General features: G+C 69.4%; 13 protein-coding genes and 1 pseudogene. 8 read left to right on the top strand and 6 right to left on the bottom strand.

Going from position 1 to position 16,788, the window contains the following annotated elements; translation table 11 throughout:
• Window positions 1–138 precede the first annotated feature (138 nt).
• The 3 genes and pseudogenes from FFS72_RS02385 to FFS72_RS02375 all read left to right on the top strand — a co-directional run.
• A pseudogene (locus FFS72_RS02385) lies at window positions 139–819 on the top strand (thiamine pyrophosphate-dependent enzyme); the annotation flags it as partial.
• Window positions 816–1,472: an SRPBCC family protein gene (locus FFS72_RS02380; RefSeq protein ID WP_137872410.1), complete on the top strand. Its 657-nt coding sequence runs from the start codon at window positions 816–818 to the stop codon at window positions 1,470–1,472. The pseudogene FFS72_RS02385 and the gene FFS72_RS02380, both read left to right, overlap by 4 nt.
• A 13-nt stretch (window positions 1,473–1,485) precedes the next feature.
• Window positions 1,486–2,505 carry a 3-oxoacyl-ACP synthase III family protein gene (locus FFS72_RS02375; protein WP_137872409.1) on the top strand — a complete coding sequence of 340 codons (1,020 nt, stop codon included), beginning with the start codon at window positions 1,486–1,488 and terminating at the stop codon, window positions 2,503–2,505.
• A gap of 17 nt (window positions 2,506–2,522) precedes the next feature.
• Here FFS72_RS02375 and FFS72_RS02370 read toward each other — a convergent pair whose 3' ends face one another.
• The gene (locus FFS72_RS02370) at window positions 2,523–3,518 is read right to left on the bottom strand and encodes a bile acid:sodium symporter family protein (RefSeq protein WP_137872408.1); all 996 of its coding nucleotides are present in this window, start codon (window positions 3,516–3,518) and stop codon (window positions 2,523–2,525) included.
• Between the two features lie 84 nt (window positions 3,519–3,602).
• On the opposite strand from FFS72_RS02370, the gene FFS72_RS02365 reads away from it, so the two are divergent.
• The 3 genes from FFS72_RS02365 to FFS72_RS02355 all read left to right on the top strand — a co-directional run bounded on the left by FFS72_RS02365 (window position 3,603) and on the right by FFS72_RS02355 (window position 6,155).
• Window positions 3,603–4,463, top strand: a complete 861-nt coding sequence (locus FFS72_RS02365; RefSeq protein WP_137872407.1) for a LysR family transcriptional regulator — start codon at window positions 3,603–3,605, stop codon at window positions 4,461–4,463.
• 784 nt (window positions 4,464–5,247) lie between these two features.
• Window positions 5,248–5,574, top strand: a complete 327-nt coding sequence (locus FFS72_RS02360) for a hypothetical protein (protein WP_137872406.1) — start codon at window positions 5,248–5,250, stop codon at window positions 5,572–5,574.
• A gap of 275 nt (window positions 5,575–5,849) precedes the next feature.
• Window positions 5,850–6,155, top strand: coding sequence for a hypothetical protein (locus FFS72_RS02355; RefSeq protein ID WP_137872405.1), 306 nt, complete (start codon window positions 5,850–5,852; stop codon window positions 6,153–6,155).
• Window positions 6,156–6,266: 111 nt separating this feature from the next.
• On the opposite strand, the gene FFS72_RS02350 is transcribed toward FFS72_RS02355, so the two are convergent.
• From FFS72_RS02350 to FFS72_RS02340, 3 genes are all read right to left on the bottom strand, one after another.
• Window positions 6,267–7,382 (bottom strand): NDMA-dependent alcohol dehydrogenase, encoded by a 1,116-nt coding sequence (locus FFS72_RS02350; RefSeq protein ID WP_137872404.1) that lies wholly within the window; start codon window positions 7,380–7,382, stop codon window positions 6,267–6,269.
• A 39-nt stretch (window positions 7,383–7,421) separates the two neighbouring features.
• Window positions 7,422–8,852 carry an aldehyde dehydrogenase family protein gene (locus FFS72_RS02345; RefSeq protein WP_137872403.1) on the bottom strand — a complete coding sequence of 477 codons (1,431 nt, stop codon included), beginning with the start codon at window positions 8,850–8,852 and terminating at the stop codon, window positions 7,422–7,424.
• 454 nt (window positions 8,853–9,306) lie between these two features.
• Entirely contained in the window at window positions 9,307–10,266 is a 960-nt protein-coding gene (locus tag FFS72_RS02340; protein ID WP_137872402.1) for a DUF1648 domain-containing protein, read from the bottom strand.
• Between the two features lie 129 nt (window positions 10,267–10,395).
• Between FFS72_RS02340 and FFS72_RS02335 the strand changes: the two genes are divergently transcribed.
• Window positions 10,396–11,625, top strand: a complete 1,230-nt coding sequence (locus FFS72_RS02335) for a wax ester/triacylglycerol synthase domain-containing protein (protein ID WP_137872401.1) — start codon at window positions 10,396–10,398, stop codon at window positions 11,623–11,625.
• A 10-nt stretch (window positions 11,626–11,635) separates the two neighbouring features.
• On the opposite strand, the gene FFS72_RS02330 is transcribed toward FFS72_RS02335, so the two are convergent.
• A complete protein-coding gene (locus FFS72_RS02330; RefSeq protein ID WP_137872400.1) occupies window positions 11,636–12,142 on the bottom strand; it encodes an SdpI family protein in 507 nt (168 codons plus the stop codon).
• 140 nt (window positions 12,143–12,282) lie between these two features.
• On the opposite strand from FFS72_RS02330, the gene leuS reads away from it, so the two are divergent.
• A complete protein-coding gene (gene leuS / locus FFS72_RS02325; RefSeq protein WP_137872399.1) occupies window positions 12,283–15,135 on the top strand; it encodes a leucine--tRNA ligase in 2,853 nt (950 codons plus the stop codon).
• Between the two features lie 63 nt (window positions 15,136–15,198).
• Here the strand turns inward: leuS and FFS72_RS02320 are convergent, their stop codons facing one another.
• Window positions 15,199–16,668 carry a lipase family protein gene (locus FFS72_RS02320; protein WP_249353078.1) on the bottom strand — a complete coding sequence of 490 codons (1,470 nt, stop codon included), beginning with the start codon at window positions 16,666–16,668 and terminating at the stop codon, window positions 15,199–15,201.
• Window positions 16,669–16,788: the final 120 nt, after the last annotated feature.

Here is a 16,788-nt window from a genome sequence, read left to right as displayed (position 1 = left end):
GTCTTTCTGTCGGCGGACGAGTTGGTGGTACTTCTCATCCTGCCGCGGAAGGACCCGTCCGCCTTGGTTGGCCCAGATCCTGGCCGGTGTCTACAACGTCATGACCCGCAACAGCTAGTCGACGCGTTCGCGCCGGTGCCTGTGGCGCACTCGAACCGCGACGTCCACCGGCCGACGTCCGTCGCGGTGCCACCCTCCCACGGGCCGGGCCTTCGGTACCGGGACGCGGCCGCGGTCCTCGACCGCCATCTGCCGGACGGGGTGGACGTGTTCGTCGATGCGGGCAACACCGGTGCGGCGATCGTGCACCACCTGCCGGTGCGGCGCGGCGGACGGTTCGTCGTCGCGCTCGGTATGGGCGGAATGGGCTACGCGTTCGGTGCGGGCATCGGGTCGGCCTTCGTGCGGGATCGCCGCACCGTGGTGATCGCGGGCGACGGCGCGTTCTTCATGCACGGCATGGAGATGCACACCGCGGTGCAGTATGCGTTGCCCGTGACGTTCGTCGTCTTCAACAACAACGCGCACGGCATGTGTGTCACCCGAGAGCGGTTGCTGTACTCGGATCGATACAGCTTCAACAGGTTCGAGAGTTCGCACCTGGCCGCGGGCGTCGCGGCGATGTTCCCGTCGGTGCCGGCGTACGTCGCGGGAACCGTCGCCGAACTCGACGCGGCGCTGTCCGCCGTCGCCCAGGTGCCGGGGCCCGTGTTCGTGGAGGTGCTCTGCGACCCCGACGAGATCCCGCCGTTCCTGCCGTTCCTTCCGCCCGCGGAGGCCGACCGGTCCGACACCCACAACCCGGGAGGAACCCCGTGACCGAACCCCTTGCCGCCCTGAGCGACATCCCTCCGGACGCGTTGCCCGCGGTGCACCGAATCGAGAACACCCCCGCGGAGGAGGCGCACCCGATGATTGCCGAGATGGTCCACTCTGTGTATCCGCACGACCAGATCTACGGCGACTACTGCACCCTGCAGGGTTTCGTCGCGGCGCCGGCCCGGCAGGTGTACGACTACCTCGCGCACACCCGGAGTCTGGAGGAGTGGACGTTCAGTCTGCGCGGCTTCGCTCCGGTCGGCGACGACGGACTGTGGCTCGGCAAGGACCTCCTCGGTGACGGCGACACCGACATCTACGCCCGCACCCGCGCCTGCCCGGACGCGATGACCGTCGACTACCACTGCGCCTGGGACCAGGGCGAGCACCTGTGGATGATCTACCTGATGCGGGTGGTCGACGCGCAGGTGGTGCTCGACAAGCCGGGGTCGGTGGTGCTGTGGACCAACTGTCATCACCCGTTCTACGACCGTAACCCGTTCCCGGAGAAGGCGCTTCCCGGTCGTGACGCGTGGGTGGGTGACTACTGGGACGTCTTCTACCCCGGTCACCGGCTCGAGCTGGACAACCTGACGCAGATCTGCGAGTACCGGCATGCGCACGGTCTGCCGTTGACGCCCGCCGGGCTGTGAGAGGAGGCCTGCCGTGAAGACCGTCAGCCTGGTGGACATCGCCTCGTATCTCCCCGAGAACCGGGTCGGCGCAGACTATTTCGCCCAGTTCGCGGCGCCGAGCCGGCTCGCGAACAGTCCGATGTTCCGGCCGCCCGCGCACCGGCACCACGTCGCGGACGGGGAGAGCGCCGTCGACATGGCGATGCGCGCTGTCGCGCCGCTGGTAGCGCGGTCCGGGGAGGACGTGGTGCGCGGCGTCGACGCGATCCTCACGCACACTCAGCTGCCCGACCTGCCGTTGCAGGGATGCGCCGGAGAGTTGGCGTACCGCCTCGGCGCGAACCCGGAATGGGTGCTGGACGTGCACAACAGTGGGTGCGCGGCGTTCCCGTACATGATCAAGGTGGCACGCCAGCTGCTCCAGCAGGACGGTGCGCGGTCGGCGCTGATCGTCGCGGTGCAGAACGCGGCCGGTCAGGTGTTCACGCAGACCGAGGTCCGCTCGCAGCCGCAGGCCGCGATCCCCGGCGACGGTTGCGGGGCCGGGCTGCTCGTCGTCGGCGATCGGGCGCCGGTCCTCGCGACGGCGTGCCGGTCACAGGGCGAGTTCGCGCCGTCGCCCGCCGACGCGGACGTCGACCCGCCGCGCAAGTACTGGGAACCCGGTCCGGGCCAGTTCCGGATCGCGTTCAACCAGAACAAGATCGCCCGCGTGTACGCCCGCGGAAACCGGATGGTGCCGGAGGTCGCGCACGACGTGTGCCGTCAGGTCGGGGTGGCGCCGGACGAGGTGGACGTGTTCGTCACCAATCAGCCGAACCGGCTGTTCCTGCGGAACTGGCGGGAGGCGATGCAGCTTCCGCCCGAGCGGCATCCGGACACCTTCGACGAGTGCGGCAACCTGTTCGGCGCGGGTATCCCCGTCACTCTCGACACCGAGAACCGCGCAGGCCGCATCCCGAACGGTGCGCTGGTGGTGATGTCCGCGTTCGCGCACGCGGGCGACTTCGCCGGCGCCGCCGCCGTCCGCTGGGGCGCCGCCCCGGTCTGACCCAACCGGCACCGGGGTCAGGACGCCGTCGCGACCTCCAGTTCGGGGTCGGTGCGCTTCGCGTACCGCTGTGCGAGCGCCGCACAGACGATCAGCTGAATCTGGTGGAAGATCATCAGCGGCAACACGATCAGCCCGATCGGCTGGCCGGCGAACAGCACCGCCGCCATCGGCAAGCCGGTGGCGAGGCTCTTCTTCGACCCGCAGAACAGGATGACGATCCGGTCGGGCAGCGAGAACCCGAGGGCCTTGCCCGCGTACGCGGTGGCCGTCATCACGACCGCGAGGATCAGGCAGCACACCGCGACCAGCGCGACGACGTTCCAGGCGGACAGGCCCGCCCACGCGTGCTCGACCATGCCGGCGCTGAACGCGGCGTAGACGACGAGCAGGATCGAGCCGCGGTCGACGAGCTTGGTCGGCTCGGCGTACTTCTGCAGGAATCCGGCGACCCGCGGTCGGATCAGTTGTCCGAGGAGGAACGGGAGCAGCAGCTGCACGACGATGTCGACGATCGAGGACGCGTCGACGTGCGCCTCCCCGGTGGTGTTCATCAGCAGAACCACCAGCAGCGGCGTGACGAAGACACCGAGCAGGTTGGACATCGACGCGCTGACGATCGCCCCGGCGACGTTGCCGCGGGCGATGGAGGTGAACGCGATCGACGACTGCACGGTCGACGGCACCAGGCACAGGTACAGCACGCCGGTGTACAGCTCCTCGGTGAGCACCGACGGCACCAGGATCCGCAGCGCCAGGCCGATCAGCGGAAAGAGCACGAACGTCGCGGCGAACACCACCGAGTGCAGTCGCCAGTGCCTCAGGCCCTCGAGTGCCTCGCGGGGGTGCAGGCGGGCGCCGTAGAGCAGGAACAGGAAGGCGATGGCGATCTTCGTGGCCCATTCGAGTGTGGTCGCGCCGGCGCCGGAGGCCGGGAAGATGCTGGCGAGCACCGCGACCGCGATGATCGACAGGATGAACCCGTCGACGTGGAACCTGCTCAGAAACCTCACCCGACCACGGTAGGGCGACCACCGGGTATCGGAGAAGTCGATGAGACCGATTATTCACATCGAGAAACGTGATAAATATCGGGGATGCTGGATCCGGTGCTGCTCCGTTCCCTCGTCGCCGTCGATCGCGAAGGCGGGTTCACCGCCGCCGCGGCGCGGCTCGGCTTGAGTCAGTCCACTGTCAGCGGACACGTGGCGCGCCTCGAGAAGTCGGTCGGCCGGGAACTGCTGCGCCGCGACACCCGCAACGTCGAACTGACCGCCGACGGTGCCGCGATGCTCGGCTTCGCGCGCACCATCCTCGACGCGTCACAGCAGGCAGAGGCGTATTTCGCGGAACCCGACCTGTCCGGGCTGCTGCGGTTCGGGGTCTCCGACGACCTCGTCGCCGCCGAACTGCCCGAGGTGCTGTTGGAGTTCCGGCGCAGTCACCCGCGGATCGACCTGGAGCTGACGGTCGGGCTCAGTGAGACGCTGGGGGCGAAGGTCGCGGCCGGTGAACTCGACCTCGCGTTCGGGATGCGCCGGCCCGGGGAACGGCACGGGGAGCTGGTCTGGCGCGACCGCCTCGTGTGGGCGGGATCTCCCGAGAGTGAGGTCGTCGATCCCGCCGCGGGTCCGGTGCCGCTGGTGACCTATCCCCCGCCGAGCATCACCCGGCGGGCTGCGATGGAGGCGATGGAGCGGGCGGGGCTCGTGTGGCGGACGACGTGCGTGACGGACAGCCTGCTCGGCCTGCGCGCGGCGGTGCTGGCCGGTCTCGGGTACATCGTGCACGCCGAGTCGATGCTGCCGGACGGCCTGGTGCCGCTTCCCGGCCACGCCCTGCCCGACCCCGGCGACGCCGACTTCGTGGTGATGCGCCGCCCCCGGCCCGCGACCGGGCCGGAGGCCGCGCTGACGGCGCTCATCGTGGCCAGCGAACGCCGCCTGCGCCGCAGCTAGGTCCGAATCACTCAAGTGAGCGGGACCCACGACGGCAGGGCCGCAGCGCGGTGGGGATCCTGCCTCCGGTCGTGTTTAACGCTGTGACCTGCAAAAACTGGAATCCGATTCGGCCGCAGGACTGGCCGATTCGCCCTAGTCTGGCTCGGTCGGGGGGCGCCGTGTCGGGTGTGGGCGCCCCGGTCCCACTTCGAACGAAGGAAGTTGCATGTCTCGAAATCTGGCGCGCCGCGGCGCGTCCGTTCTGGTCGCGGCGGCTGTGCTCGGTGGTGGCCTGGCCCTCGGTGGGGGCACGGCGTCGGCCGCGGAGACCGACCCCCTCCCCGACAGTTGGATCGTCGATTACATTCTTTTCCCACTGATTGCCCCACTGACGGGCAGCGTTGCGGACCTCCCCCCTGGGGCGGGCAGCGCCGCTGTGGGCAGCAGCGAACCCTGCCAGAGCTGGGTGGAAATGGGGGGAGACAGCCCTGGCTGCATATTCTCCTACCGCTACCTCCCCGCGGAGCTTGCTTCCCTGAGTTAGGGCACTTCTCCCAATCCCTGTTGCGGGAGTGGGAGACACACCTCCTCAGGTCCGAATCACCCAAGTGAGCGGGACTCGCGGCGGCAGGACGCAGCGCGGTGGGGGGTCCTTCCGCCGGTCGTGTTCAACGCAGTGAACTGCGGAAACTCGAGTTCGATTCGGCTGCAGGACTGGCCGATTCGTCCTACTCTGGCCCGGTCGGGGGCGCTGCGTTGGGGTGGTCGCCCCGGTCTGTCACATTCGAACGAAGGAAGCTGCATGTCTCGAAATCTGGCGCGCCGCGGCGCGCCCGTCCTGGTCGCGGCGGCTGTGCTCGGCGGTGGCCTGGCCCTCGGTGGGGGCACGGCGTCGGCCCAGGAGACCGACCCCGTCTTCGGCGGTTCCGTCGCAGAATTCGGCCAATTCCTCGCCGACGTCATTCTTCCCCCCATTCTTGCCCCATTGGGCAGCTCTGAGCCCGGGTCTGGCAGCGCCGCTGTGGGCAGCAGCGAACCCTGCCAGAGCTGGGTAGAAATGGGGGAAGACAGCCCTGGCTGCATATTCTCCTACCGCTACCTCCCCACCGAGCTTGCTTCCCTGAGTTAGGGCACTTCTCCCAGTCCCTGTTGCGGGAGTGGGAGACACACCTCCTCAGGTCCGAATCACCCAAGTGAGCGGGACCGACGGCGGCAGGACCACCGCGCGGTGGGGGTCCTGCCGCCGGTCGTGTTCAACGCTGTGAAGTGCGGAAGCTCGAATCCGATTCGGCTGCAGGACTGGCTGATTCGCCCTAGTCCGGCTCGGTCGGGGGCGCCGCGTCGGGTGTGGGCGCCCCAGCCCTACACCTTCCCGGTCCTACACATTCGTACGAAGGAAGTTGCATGTCTCGAAATCTGGTGCGCCGCGGCGCGTCCGTCCTGGTCGCGGCGGCTCTGCTCGGCGGTGGCCTGGCCCTCGGTGGGGGCACGGCGTCGGCCGAGGAGTACGACCCCTACGCCGGCGATCTGTTCATGCAGGTCGCCGCAGTCCTTCTTTCCCCACTGGGCAGCGCTGCGGGCCCCATTGAGTCGGGTAGCGCTGCTGTGGGCAACACCGAGCCCTGCCACGGGGTCTTCGCAGAGGAACCGGAACCTGGCTGTTTTCTTGGTGTCTTCCGCGTCCTCCCCGACGAGCTGGCTGCCAGTTAGGCATGTCTCCCGATCCCTGTCGCGGGATTGGGAGACCCGCCCCGGGTCGACGTCCGCGCACCGCCGGGCCCTGTTCGGCCCGACGGTGGCGGAGCGTCCGCACGAGTGGGATCAGAAGACGATCACCCCGCGCAGGTTCCTGCCCGCGTGCATGTCGTCGAAGCCCTGCGCCACCTCGTCGAGGGTGTAGGTGGTGGTGACGAGGCCGTCGAGTTCGAGCTTGCCGGCGGTGTACAGGTCCACCAGCCACGGGATGTCGGCGCTCGGGGCGGAGGCGCCGAACAGTGAGCCCTGCAGACGCTTCTGGTAGAGCGTGAGCTCCATCGGGCTGATCGGGATGCCGACATCGGTCATCTTGCCGAGGCCGGTCACCACGCAGACACCCGCCTTGCGGATGGCGGAGAACGCCTGCGCGATGTGGTCGCCGGTGGTCACGCCGACGGTGACGATCGCCGCGTCGGCGCCTTGACCGTTGGTCAGTGATCGGGCCACCTCGGTGGCCTCCTCCATCGTCGAAAATACCTGGGTTGCTCCGAACTTCAGCGCGCTGTCCCGTTTGAACTCGACCGGGTCGACCGCGAGAACGTGGGCCGCGCCGGCGTGCGCGGCGCCCTGCACGGCGTTGATGCCGATGCCGCCCACACCCATCACGATCACCGTCTGGCCGGGGTAGACCTGCGCGGAGTTCACCGCGGCGCCCCAGCCGGTACCGACGCCGCAGCCGAGCAGGCACAGCGTCTCGAGGGGTAGGTCCTTGTCGACCTTGACGGCGGAATCGGTACTGACGGTGGTGTATTCGCTGAACGTTGACAGCCCGCAGGTCTGCGCGACCGGGGCGCCGTCGAGGCTGAGACGGAAGCTCGTCGGATCGTCCGGGCGGCTGCCGGTCATGATGGCCGCGCCGCGGTCGCACAGGTTCTGCAACCCCTTCGCGCACCAACGACAGCGTCCGCAGCCGGCAACGAACGAGAAGATGACGTGGTCGCCCTCGGTGAAACCGGTCGTCTCCGGACCGACCTCGACGACGATCCCGGCGCCTTCGTGGCCACCGCAGATCGGATAGACCCCGACAGCGTGGTCGCCCTTGGCGACGTGGTCGTCGGAGTGGCACAGGCCCGAGGCGACCATCTTGACGGTGATCTCGCCGCGCCGGGGCGCGTCGAGGTCCAGCTCCACGACCTCGAAACGGCCGGGCGTGCTGCGGATGACGGCACCGCGTGTCTTCACGAGTGAATCCCTTCTGAAAAGTGTTGTGACGAAAGGTGTCTACGGGGTGACCTGGGCGGCCATCATGGCGCGGAACTGCTCGGTGTACGGCGGCAGCATGCCCCACTCGCCGCGCAGGTCCGGTCCCGCGGACTCGTAGACAGCGCGCGCGTGGCTGAACTCGAGGAAACCCTCGCGACCGTTGTAGTGGCCCATGCCGGACCCGCCGACACCGCCGAACGGGGCGTCCTGCAGGCCGGGGTGCATCATCACCTCGTTGATCGTCACGCCGCCGGACAGGGTGCGGTCGACGACGGCCTCCCGCTCGATGACATCGGTGCCGAAGTAGTACAGTGCCAACGGCTTCGGTCCCGTGTTGATCGCGTCGATCACCTCGTCGATCGCGTCGTAGCCGAGCAGCACGACGGCGGGTCCGAAGATCTCCTCCTGCCGTATGACGGCGTCGGCGGGCGGCTCGATCACCATGCGCAGCGGGCGGCGGCGGCCGGTAGCGGGCAGCGGAACGTCCGGTGCGGACTCGACGCGGGCGCCGCGCTCGACCGCATCGGCGACGTAGCCGTCGACCCGGGTGACGTGCCGGTCGTTGACGATCGCGACGGCGTCGGCGTTGTCCTCGATCGTCGGCAGCAGTGCGGTGTAAGCCTCGCGCAGTGCGCCGGTGAAGTCGTCGAGCCGGTCGCCGGGCACGTACACGGTGTCCGGGCTGACACAGATCTGGCCGCCGTTGGTGGCCTTGCCGACCGCGATGCGGTGCGCGGCGTCGGCGAGGTCGGCGCCGGCACCGATGATGGTCGGGGACTTGCCGCCGAGTTCGAGCGTGACGGGCACCAGATTCGTTGCGGCGTTGGCCATCACCAGCTTCCCGACCGCGGAGCTTCCGGTGAACACGAGATGGTCGAACGGCAGCGACGTCAGCGCATCCGCGACGTCGGGTCCGCCGGTGACGATCGCGAGGTCCTCGGGGTCGAATGCGGCGGAGACCGCATCGGCGAGCACCTCGGCGGTGCGCGGCACCAGTTCGGACGGCTTGAGCACCGCCCGGTTGCCCGCGGCGAACACCCCGGCCAGCGGGCTCATGAGGGTGTAGACGGGGGCGTTCCAGGTGCCGATGATGCCGACCGAGCCCTTCGGCTGGTGCAGCACCCGCGCCGTCGCGCCGAGCTGATCGTAGGGCGCGAACACGGGCCGCTCGTCGGGGGCCATCCAGGTTTCGAGGTGGTCGCGGGAGTACTTGAGCGCGGTGATCGAGCCGACCACGTCGTTCATCAGCGAGTAGCCTTCGGGGCGTCCGCCGAAGTCGGCGTCGAGGGCCTTGGCGATGTCGTCGGCGCGGGCGACGAGCAGGTCGATCACCCGCTGGATACGCGCCCGGCGTTGCTCCGCAGTCGCGGATCCGGCCGCGGTGTGGGCCCGGTGCTGAAGGTCGAGAATCGCCGAGATCTGTTCTTGCGCAGCGCTGTTGCGTTCCATTGCCCGGACGCTAGAACGTGTGCCAGGTCACGTCGGGTGCGGTCCCGGTGAGTGGGACCGGTCTTCGCGCGGCAGGCAGGTCCCGTCAGCGACATCCCGCGGCGGTTCGGGCCGCACACCGACGGCGAGTCCCGGTGCGGCCCTGACGCGGACCCCCGAAACGGCGCCCTTGCGCGTGACCGCGGAAGGCGATCACGCGCAAGGACCCCCTCTCGTGACGGGAGACCCGTCACGTCTCGACTGCTCGCCGGCCGAGGACGGTACCGACCCCCGGCGCACCACCAACCGATACCGTGCCCGGCTGAGCAGCGAGGTTCCGGCCCGAACGGGCTGATGCCGGTCCGGCCACCCCAGGGGAGACCTGTCCCGCGTCTCCGTGCGCCCGACGCTACTCGGGGCGGGGTCGCCGCGCCGCGCTTTGTGATCAATAACCGGTCAGCCGGTATCGGTATCGCTAGAACCGCCGGTCCGCGAGGGCGTTGAGGGCGCCGGCCATCTCCTCGGCCCGGTCGGTGGTGACGGTCAGCCGCTGCCCGTTCGCGGCGGTGAACACGAGTGCCGGTCCGGTCTCGGTGACGACGCCGTAGTTGCCGCGGCCCTTGACCCGAAGCCCCCAGCCGCCGAAGTCGCGGAACGGTGCGATCTCGGTGACCTTCGCGCCCTCGAGCTCGTCGACGCCGTAGCCGACCGCGCACATCCCCATGTTGAAGACCCGCAGTCCGGCCTCGTCGACCACGACGCGGAAGCGCAGCAGCCCGACCATCAGCAGGCAGACGGGGAGGAACACCGCGAGCATCCACCACGACCCGGCGAGGCGGCAGAGGCCGACGGTGACGAGCGCCCCGATGCCGATCAGGACCGCGGTGGTGCCGGTGCCGAGCCCGACGGACGCGACGATCGGGACGTCGACGGGTCCGCGAGGCAGGCGGGAGTCGGGACGCTCGGTCGCGGGTCGGCGGTCTCGGTGGTCACGCAGCATCGACGCCCCGAGCAGCCCGACCGCGCCGCCGACGAGGATTCCGACCGCGATCGACGTCGTCGACAGGTCGGCGTCGGCGGGGTCGGCGATGTCGAGGTTCGCGGACATCAGCGCCAGCCACAGGGCGAGCATCAGCCCGGTGACGGCGAGTCCGACGATCAGCATGGTCCGCCGCATCATCAGCATCGCCTGTCCCAACGCCGCGACCGCGCTGCAGCCGCCGCCGACGAGGACGATGACCAGCACGAACGTCCAGGATGCGGACGACGTGGCAGTGAAACCGTCGGCGGTCCCCCCGCTGAAGTGGGTGGCGATCTCGGAGGGCAGACGCGACTTCCATGCCTGCGCGGTGACGAGAACCGTCACGGCGGCGGCGACGGGAACGAGTACGCCGAATGCGACGCCTGCCGGATCGAACGTTCTCGCTTCGCTCATGGCCGCCGATTCAACCAGGCGATCGGAGGCCCGCGGCGTGGTACCGGGGCCACGGTTCGTCGCGGACGGCGACCGGCCCCGGGTCTACAGTGCGGACAAGCGTTGACCTCGGCGCGAAGGAGCCCGAAGATGGCCGGTCCGGTGCCTGACGTTCCCATCTCCCCGGTGGACACGGCGATTCTCGGCATCAACGTCACCGGGCAGCCGTATGTGGTGACCCTCGCCGGGCTGCTGGGCCCGGGTGGTGTCGTCGACGCGGACGGCCACCCCGATGCGGGGCGGGTGACGGAGTTCCTGGTGCCGCGGGTGGCGCGGGAGCCCGACCTGCAGCAGCGTCCGCAGCGCCGGGGCGGCCGGTGGTGGTGGGTGCACGTGCCGGTCGACGTGTCGGAGCACATCACCGTCGAGTCGGCGCACGGCGACGGCGGCTTCGAAGCGCTGTGCGCGCGACTGGTCATGAAGCCGCTTCCCCATGATCGTCCGCTGTGGCACATAACCCTCGTCCCCGGGGCCCGCCCGGGACGGTGCGGAATCGTCGTGCGCCTCCACCATGCGGTGGTCGACGGTGCGCGGGCAAGCGCTCTGCTCGAGCGGCTGTTCGATGACGGCGGGGAAGTCGATCCGGTGTCGGATATCGGGGAGGACCACCTGGAGGCCGACCGGCCGTCGTTCGGTGCGCGGGCGCATCACGTCCTGACGATGTTCCTCCGGCGACCTGTGCGGTCACGGGCGCTGCTCGGACCGGTCGGCCGTACCCGCGATGTCGCCTCGACCAGCGTGGACCTGGACCGGTTGGAGGCGGGCGCACTCACGCTCGGCGCCACGGTCAACGATGCCTATCTCGTTGCGGTCGGGCAGGGGCTGCGCGCGGTGGTCACGGAGGCGGGCGAGCAGGTGCCGGACGAGTTGACGGTCTCGGTCCCGGTGCGGGTCGCCACCCGTGGCACCGCGCACAATGCCGTCGGGGTCATGCTCGTCGGAGTGCCGCTCACGGAACCGGAGCTGGCTCTGAGGATCGTTGCCCGGCGGACGTCGGAGTCGAAGCCCCTTGCCCGCGCCTCGGGGACGGCGGGCGTGCCGTCCCCGAGGCTGTTCACCGTCTTCACCCGTCATCAGCGGGTCATCGCGACGGTCGCGTCGAACGTCCGGGGTCCGCGGCATCCTCTGACACTCGACGGTGCGCCGCTGGTGGAGATGTGGCCTCTCGGCCCTCTCGCGGGCAACGTACGCGTCGGCTTCACCGCCGCGTCCTACGCAGGTCGGCTGTGGGTCGGCGTCGAGTGTGACGCCGGGAATCTGCCGCCCGCGTCGCGGATCGCGGCAGCCGTCGGCAGGTCATTGCACTCGGTCGCCGGGTGACGCCCGTGCCTCAGTGCGGAAGGCAGGCACCCTTGAGGGAGCACGAACCGCAGGAATCCGTGCCGCAGTCCGCGGCGGCTGCCGCGTCCGCGGGGGACTCGGAGGCGCAGGCCGACGTGGTGGCGGCGTCGACATCCGAGGTGTCGGGTGCGCTGCCGCAACCGCAGGCGTCACCGCATCCGGCGGGAGCGGCCGCGGCGGCCGCGCGGGCACCGGCGGTGCCGCCGTAGCCGGCGGCGACGAGCGCCGTCAGGACGGCGAGTCCGGCGACGGCGAGTCCGCCGACGGTACCGAGTGCGAGCGCACCGAAAGCGCCGATGACCAGCAGCAACGCCGCCACCGCGAGGGTCGGGGCCGCGATGCGGTTGGCGAGGCGGAACGTCTCCTCGGACGCGAGGGTGTCCGGTGTGCGGACACCGGCCCAGCGGTTGCGCGGAAGCCGTCCGGTCATCGCGGCGGCCGCGACACCTCCGACGACCACGGCGACGACGAGCAGCACACTTGCAACGATGAACACGGATACCAGGGTACGGCGGGGGCCGTTCGGCGGCGCCCGGAGGGTGACACTCTAGGCTGGTGTCGGGAAACCCTGCCCGAAATCCGGGTGCGGGTGACCGTCCACCCGAAGCCCCCCAGCGCAGAGAAGACAGCGAACAAGTGACCGAGTCAGTGCAGCAGCAAGGCGGCGACGCGACCCCCCAGCACCGTTACACCGCGGACCTCGCGGGCCGAATCGAGGCCCGGTGGCAGGACCTGTGGCGGGAGCGGGGCACCTTCAACGCGCCCAACCCGGTCGGCGACCTCGCCGGCGCGCTGCCCGCCGACAAGCTGTTCGTGCAGGACATGTTCCCGTACCCGTCGGGTGCGGGCCTGCACGTCGGGCACCCCCTCGGCTACATCGCCACCGACGTCTTCGCCCGGTTCCACCGGATGCACGGCCACAACGTGCTGCACACCCTCGGCTACGACGCGTTCGGCCTGCCCGCCGAGCAGTACGCGGTGCAGACGGGTACGCACCCGCGCACCACCACCGAGGCGAACATCGCGAACATGAAGCGCCAGCTGCGCCGGCTGGGTCTGGGTCACGACGAGCGCCGCAGCGTCGCGACCACCGACGTCGACTTCTACCACTGGACGCAGTGGATCTTCCTGCAGATCTACAACGCCTGGTACGACACCGAGGCGAACAGGGCCCGGCCGGTGTCCGAGCTAAAGGCCGAGTTCGTCTCCGGTGTGCGCACTCCCGCCGACGGCCGCGCCTGGTCGGATCTGTCGGACGCCGAGAAGCACGCCGAGATCGACTCGTACCGCCTTGTCTACCAGTCGGATTCGATGGTCAACTGGTGCCCCGGTCTGGGTACCGTGCTGGCCAACGAGGAGGTCACCGCGGACGGACGCTCCGAGCGCGGGAACTTCCCCGTGTTCCGGAAGCACCTGCGGCAGTGGATGATGCGGATCACCGCGTACTCCGACCGCCTCACCGACGACCTCGAGTACCTGGACTGGCCGGAGAAGGTCAAGTCCATGCAGCGCAACTGGATCGGGCGCAGCCACGGCGCGCGCGTCAAGTTCGCGGCACACCGTGAGGGTTCCGCCGCCGAGCACGACATCGAAGTCTTCACGACCCGCGCGGACACCCTCTTCGGCGCCACCTACGTCGCGCTCGCGCCCGAGCACGAGCTGGTCGACCAGCTCGTCGCCGACGCGTACCCGGACGACGTCGATGCACGCTGGACCGGCGGAGCCTCGAACCCGGTCGACGCCGTCGCCGCGTACCGCGCCGCGATCGCCGCGAAGTCCGACCTCGAACGGCAGGAGAGCAAGGAGAAGACCGGCGTCTTCCTCGGCTCCTATGCCGTCAATCCGGTGAACGGACACAAGGTTCCGGTGTTCATCGCCGACTACGTGCTCACCGGCTACGGCACGGGCGCCGTGATGGCTGTGCCCGGTCACGACCACCGCGACTGGGAGTTCGCCACCGAGCTCGGGCTGCCGATCCTCGAGGTCATCTCCGGCGGCGACGTCACCGAGGCCGCGTACACCGGCGACGGTCCGCTGGTGAACAGTGGCTTCCTCGACGGGCTTCCGGTGGACGAGGCGAAGAAGTCCGTCATCGCGCACCTCGAGGCCGACGGCCGCGGCATCGGCACCATCCAGTACAAGCTGCGCGACTGGCTGTTCGCGCGTCAGCGGTACTGGGGCGAGCCGTTCCCGGTCGTCTACGACGATCAGGGTCTCGCGCACGCACTCCCGGAATCCGCTCTGCCGGTGGAACTCCCGGAGGTCGAGGACTACGCACCCGTCTCCTTCGATCCGGACGACGCCAACTCGGAGCCCTCGCCCCCGCTGGCGAAGGCGTCCGACTGGGTGAACGTCGAGCTCGATCTCGGTGACGGCCTGAAGAACTACCACCGCGACACCAACGTGATGCCGCAGTGGGCAGGCAGCTCCTGGTACCAGCTTCGCTACATCGACCCCACCAACCAGGACACGTTCTGCGCCAAGGAGAACGAGCAGTACTGGATGGGTCCGCGTCCGGAGCTGCACGGCCCGAACGATCCCGGCGGCCTCGACCTGTACGTCGGCGGCGTCGAGCACGCGGTGCTGCACCTGTTGTACTCCCGGTTCTGGCACAAGGTGCTCTTCGACCTCGGGCACGTCAGCTCCTCCGAGCCGTACCGGCGCCTGTACAACCAGGGCTACATCCAGGCGTACGCGTACACCGACAGCCGCGGTGTGTACGTGCCCGCCGCGGACGTCGTCGAGAAGGATGGGAAGTTCCTCTACGAGGGCGCCGAGGTCAACCGCGAGTACGGCAAGATGGGCAAGTCCCTGAAGAATGCCGTTGCGCCGGACGAGATCTGCGAGGAGTACGGCGCCGACACGCTGCGCGTGTACGAGATGTCGATGGGTCCGCTGGACACCTCGCGGCCGTGGGCGACGAAGGACGTCGTCGGTGCGCAGCGCTTCCTGCAGCGTGCGTGGCGCGTCGCCGTCGACGAGGAGACCGGCGCCGTCCGTGTCACCGACACCGAGCCGACCGAAGAGACGCTGCGGGCGCTGAACAAAGCGATCGACGGCGTCAACGGCGACTACACGGCGCTGCGCGACAACACGGCCGTCGCGAAGCTGATCGAGCTGACCAACCACCTCACCAAGGCGTACCCGAACGGGGCGCCGCGTGCCGCCGTCGAGCCGCTGGTGCTGATGCTCGCTCCGGTCGCTCCGCACGTCGCCGAGGAACTGTGGTCGCGGCTCGGGCACGAGACGTCGCTCGCGCACGGCCCGTTCCCGACTGCGGACGAGAAGTGGCTGGTCGAGGATTCGGTCGAGTACCCGATCCAGGTCAACGGGAAGGTCCGCAGCCGCGTCACCGTCGCGGCGGATGCGAAGCCGGACGTCATCGAGGCCGCGGCCCTCGCCGACGAGAAGATCGTCGCGTTCCTCGAGGGCAACGCGCCCCGCAAGGTGATCGTCGTGCCCGGCAAGATGGTCAACATCGTCAAGTGAGTTGAACGCCCTGCGGCCCCGGTGATCGTGTGATCGCCGGGGCCGCAGGTCTTTCCGAGGGCTTCAGCACTCGCTGGGGGCGGGCTCCCCACGCAGCCGGGCGTCGACCCAGTCGAATGCATCGCCGACACCGGTCAGCTCGGCGGCGAAGTGCTCACCGGGAACCTGCCGGTACACGGCGGGCACGCCGTAGCCGCACTGCTCGTCGTACAGGTTCCGGGTGCCCAGCGCAGGAACCCAGAAGTCCTGGCCGCCGTTGTACAGGTACAGCGGGGTGGCGGACTTGCGGTCCGCCATCCGCATCTTGGTGTAGACGGAATGCGCGACCGGGGTGTCCAGGGCCTGCTTGACGTTCGCGAGCGCCTCGGCGGGTACCTGGAAGAGGCCGAGGACCATGAGCTTGTTCCCGCACGCATCCTTCAGTGACGAGACTCCGAGCTGCCGTGCGAGTTTGTTTGCAAGTGCGAGGATCTCGGGGTTCTCCCGCGAGATCCCGAACAGCGCGGCAAGGAACAGGCCGCCGGCCAGGTTGCCGTTCATGGTGCGGGCCAGCATCTCGAAGTCGGCCGGAACGCCGCCGAGGGAGGCGCCGACGATGTCGCCTGCGAGTTCGGGTGCGTAGCTGTCGATCAGCTTGACGGCGCCGTGGGTGGCGATGGAGCCACCGGAGTAGCCCATCATCGCGATCGGACTGTCACCGAACTCGTCGGGGTAGAGCGCCCGCATGCCGCGAATGGTGTCCAGGATCGAGTGTCCGCCGACGAACGGCTCCCCGTACGCCATCCGTGGGCCCTCGTGGTCGGGTATCAGGACCGCGTAGCCGCGTTCCTCCGCCTTCGCGGTGACCGGCCGTGTCAGTTCGAAGGTGTTGGTGGACAAGGTTATTCCGTTTGCCATGGTGTGGCCCGGTGCGCAGTCCCGGCCGAGGCTGTTGATCGGCACGTTGTTGACCAGGACGGGCCGAGGTCCCGAACCCGCCCACGGTGTCGCGGGGACGACCAGCGTCGCGGTCGCGAACGAGGGTGCGCCCGCGGCGTCGGTGGATTTCACCTTGTACTGCCGCACCTCGCGCACGGGGCCACGCAGGAGTTGTCGGGCGACGGGAGTGACGTCCCGCGTCCCGATGACGGCGCCGTTCGCCATCGCGTCCAGGCCGGGCGGGTACTCGTCGAAGAAGGCCTCCCCCACCGGAGCGGGCAGCATCGCCGCCTGCAGCGTGGGAATGTCCGGCGACCCGAGGTCGGGTGCCGGGACGATCGAGTCGATCACCGGCGGCAGCCAGTTACCGGACCCGGTCCCGGCGGCGGACCCGGTGCCGACCGAACCGGTGACGAGCGTGGTGCCGTTCCCCAACACCCCGTCCTCGGCGGTGCCGTCCGTCAACGATCCGGTGCCGACGACTCCGTTGCCGCCCGCGCTTCCCGTCGGTTGTGCGAGGGCCCCGCCGCCCGCCGCCCCGGCTCCGATCGTCACCGTTGCCGCGAGTGCGGCGACCACCATCCGTACCCCGAAACCCCGACCGTGGATTGGCATGAGCGGGACGCTAACAGCGCAAACCTACCGTTCGGCTTTGTCATTTGTGCACGTCGGAGCACAAATCGGTTTCGATTGAGCCTCGGGAACGATGCGGTCACCTGTACCCTCGCGGGTAGA

Source organism: Rhodococcus sp. Q (genome assembly GCF_005503035.1).
Taxonomy (GTDB): Bacteria; Actinomycetota; Actinomycetes; order Mycobacteriales; family Mycobacteriaceae; genus Rhodococcus_G.
This window is presented reverse-complemented; position numbering and strand designations above follow the sequence as displayed.

Coding starts and splice junctions, on each gene's coding strand:
- FFS72_RS02365 (WP_137872407.1), top strand. CDS start 3,603: ATGCTGGATCCGGTGCTGCTCCGTTCCCTCGTCGCCGTCGATCGCGAA.
- FFS72_RS02355 (WP_137872405.1), top strand. CDS start 5,850: ATGTCTCGAAATCTGGTGCGCCGCGGCGCGTCCGTCCTGGTCGCGGCG.
- FFS72_RS02345 (WP_137872403.1), bottom strand. CDS start 8,852: ATGGAACGCAACAGCGCTGCGCAAGAACAGATCTCGGCGATTCTCGAC.
- FFS72_RS02320 (WP_249353078.1), bottom strand. CDS start 16,668: ATGCCAATCCACGGTCGGGGTTTCGGGGTACGGATGGTGGTCGCCGCA.
- FFS72_RS02340 (WP_137872402.1), bottom strand. CDS start 10,266: ATGAGCGAAGCGAGAACGTTCGATCCGGCAGGCGTCGCATTCGGCGTA.
- FFS72_RS02360 (WP_137872406.1), top strand. CDS start 5,248: ATGTCTCGAAATCTGGCGCGCCGCGGCGCGCCCGTCCTGGTCGCGGCG.
- FFS72_RS02335 (WP_137872401.1), top strand. CDS start 10,396: ATGGCCGGTCCGGTGCCTGACGTTCCCATCTCCCCGGTGGACACGGCG.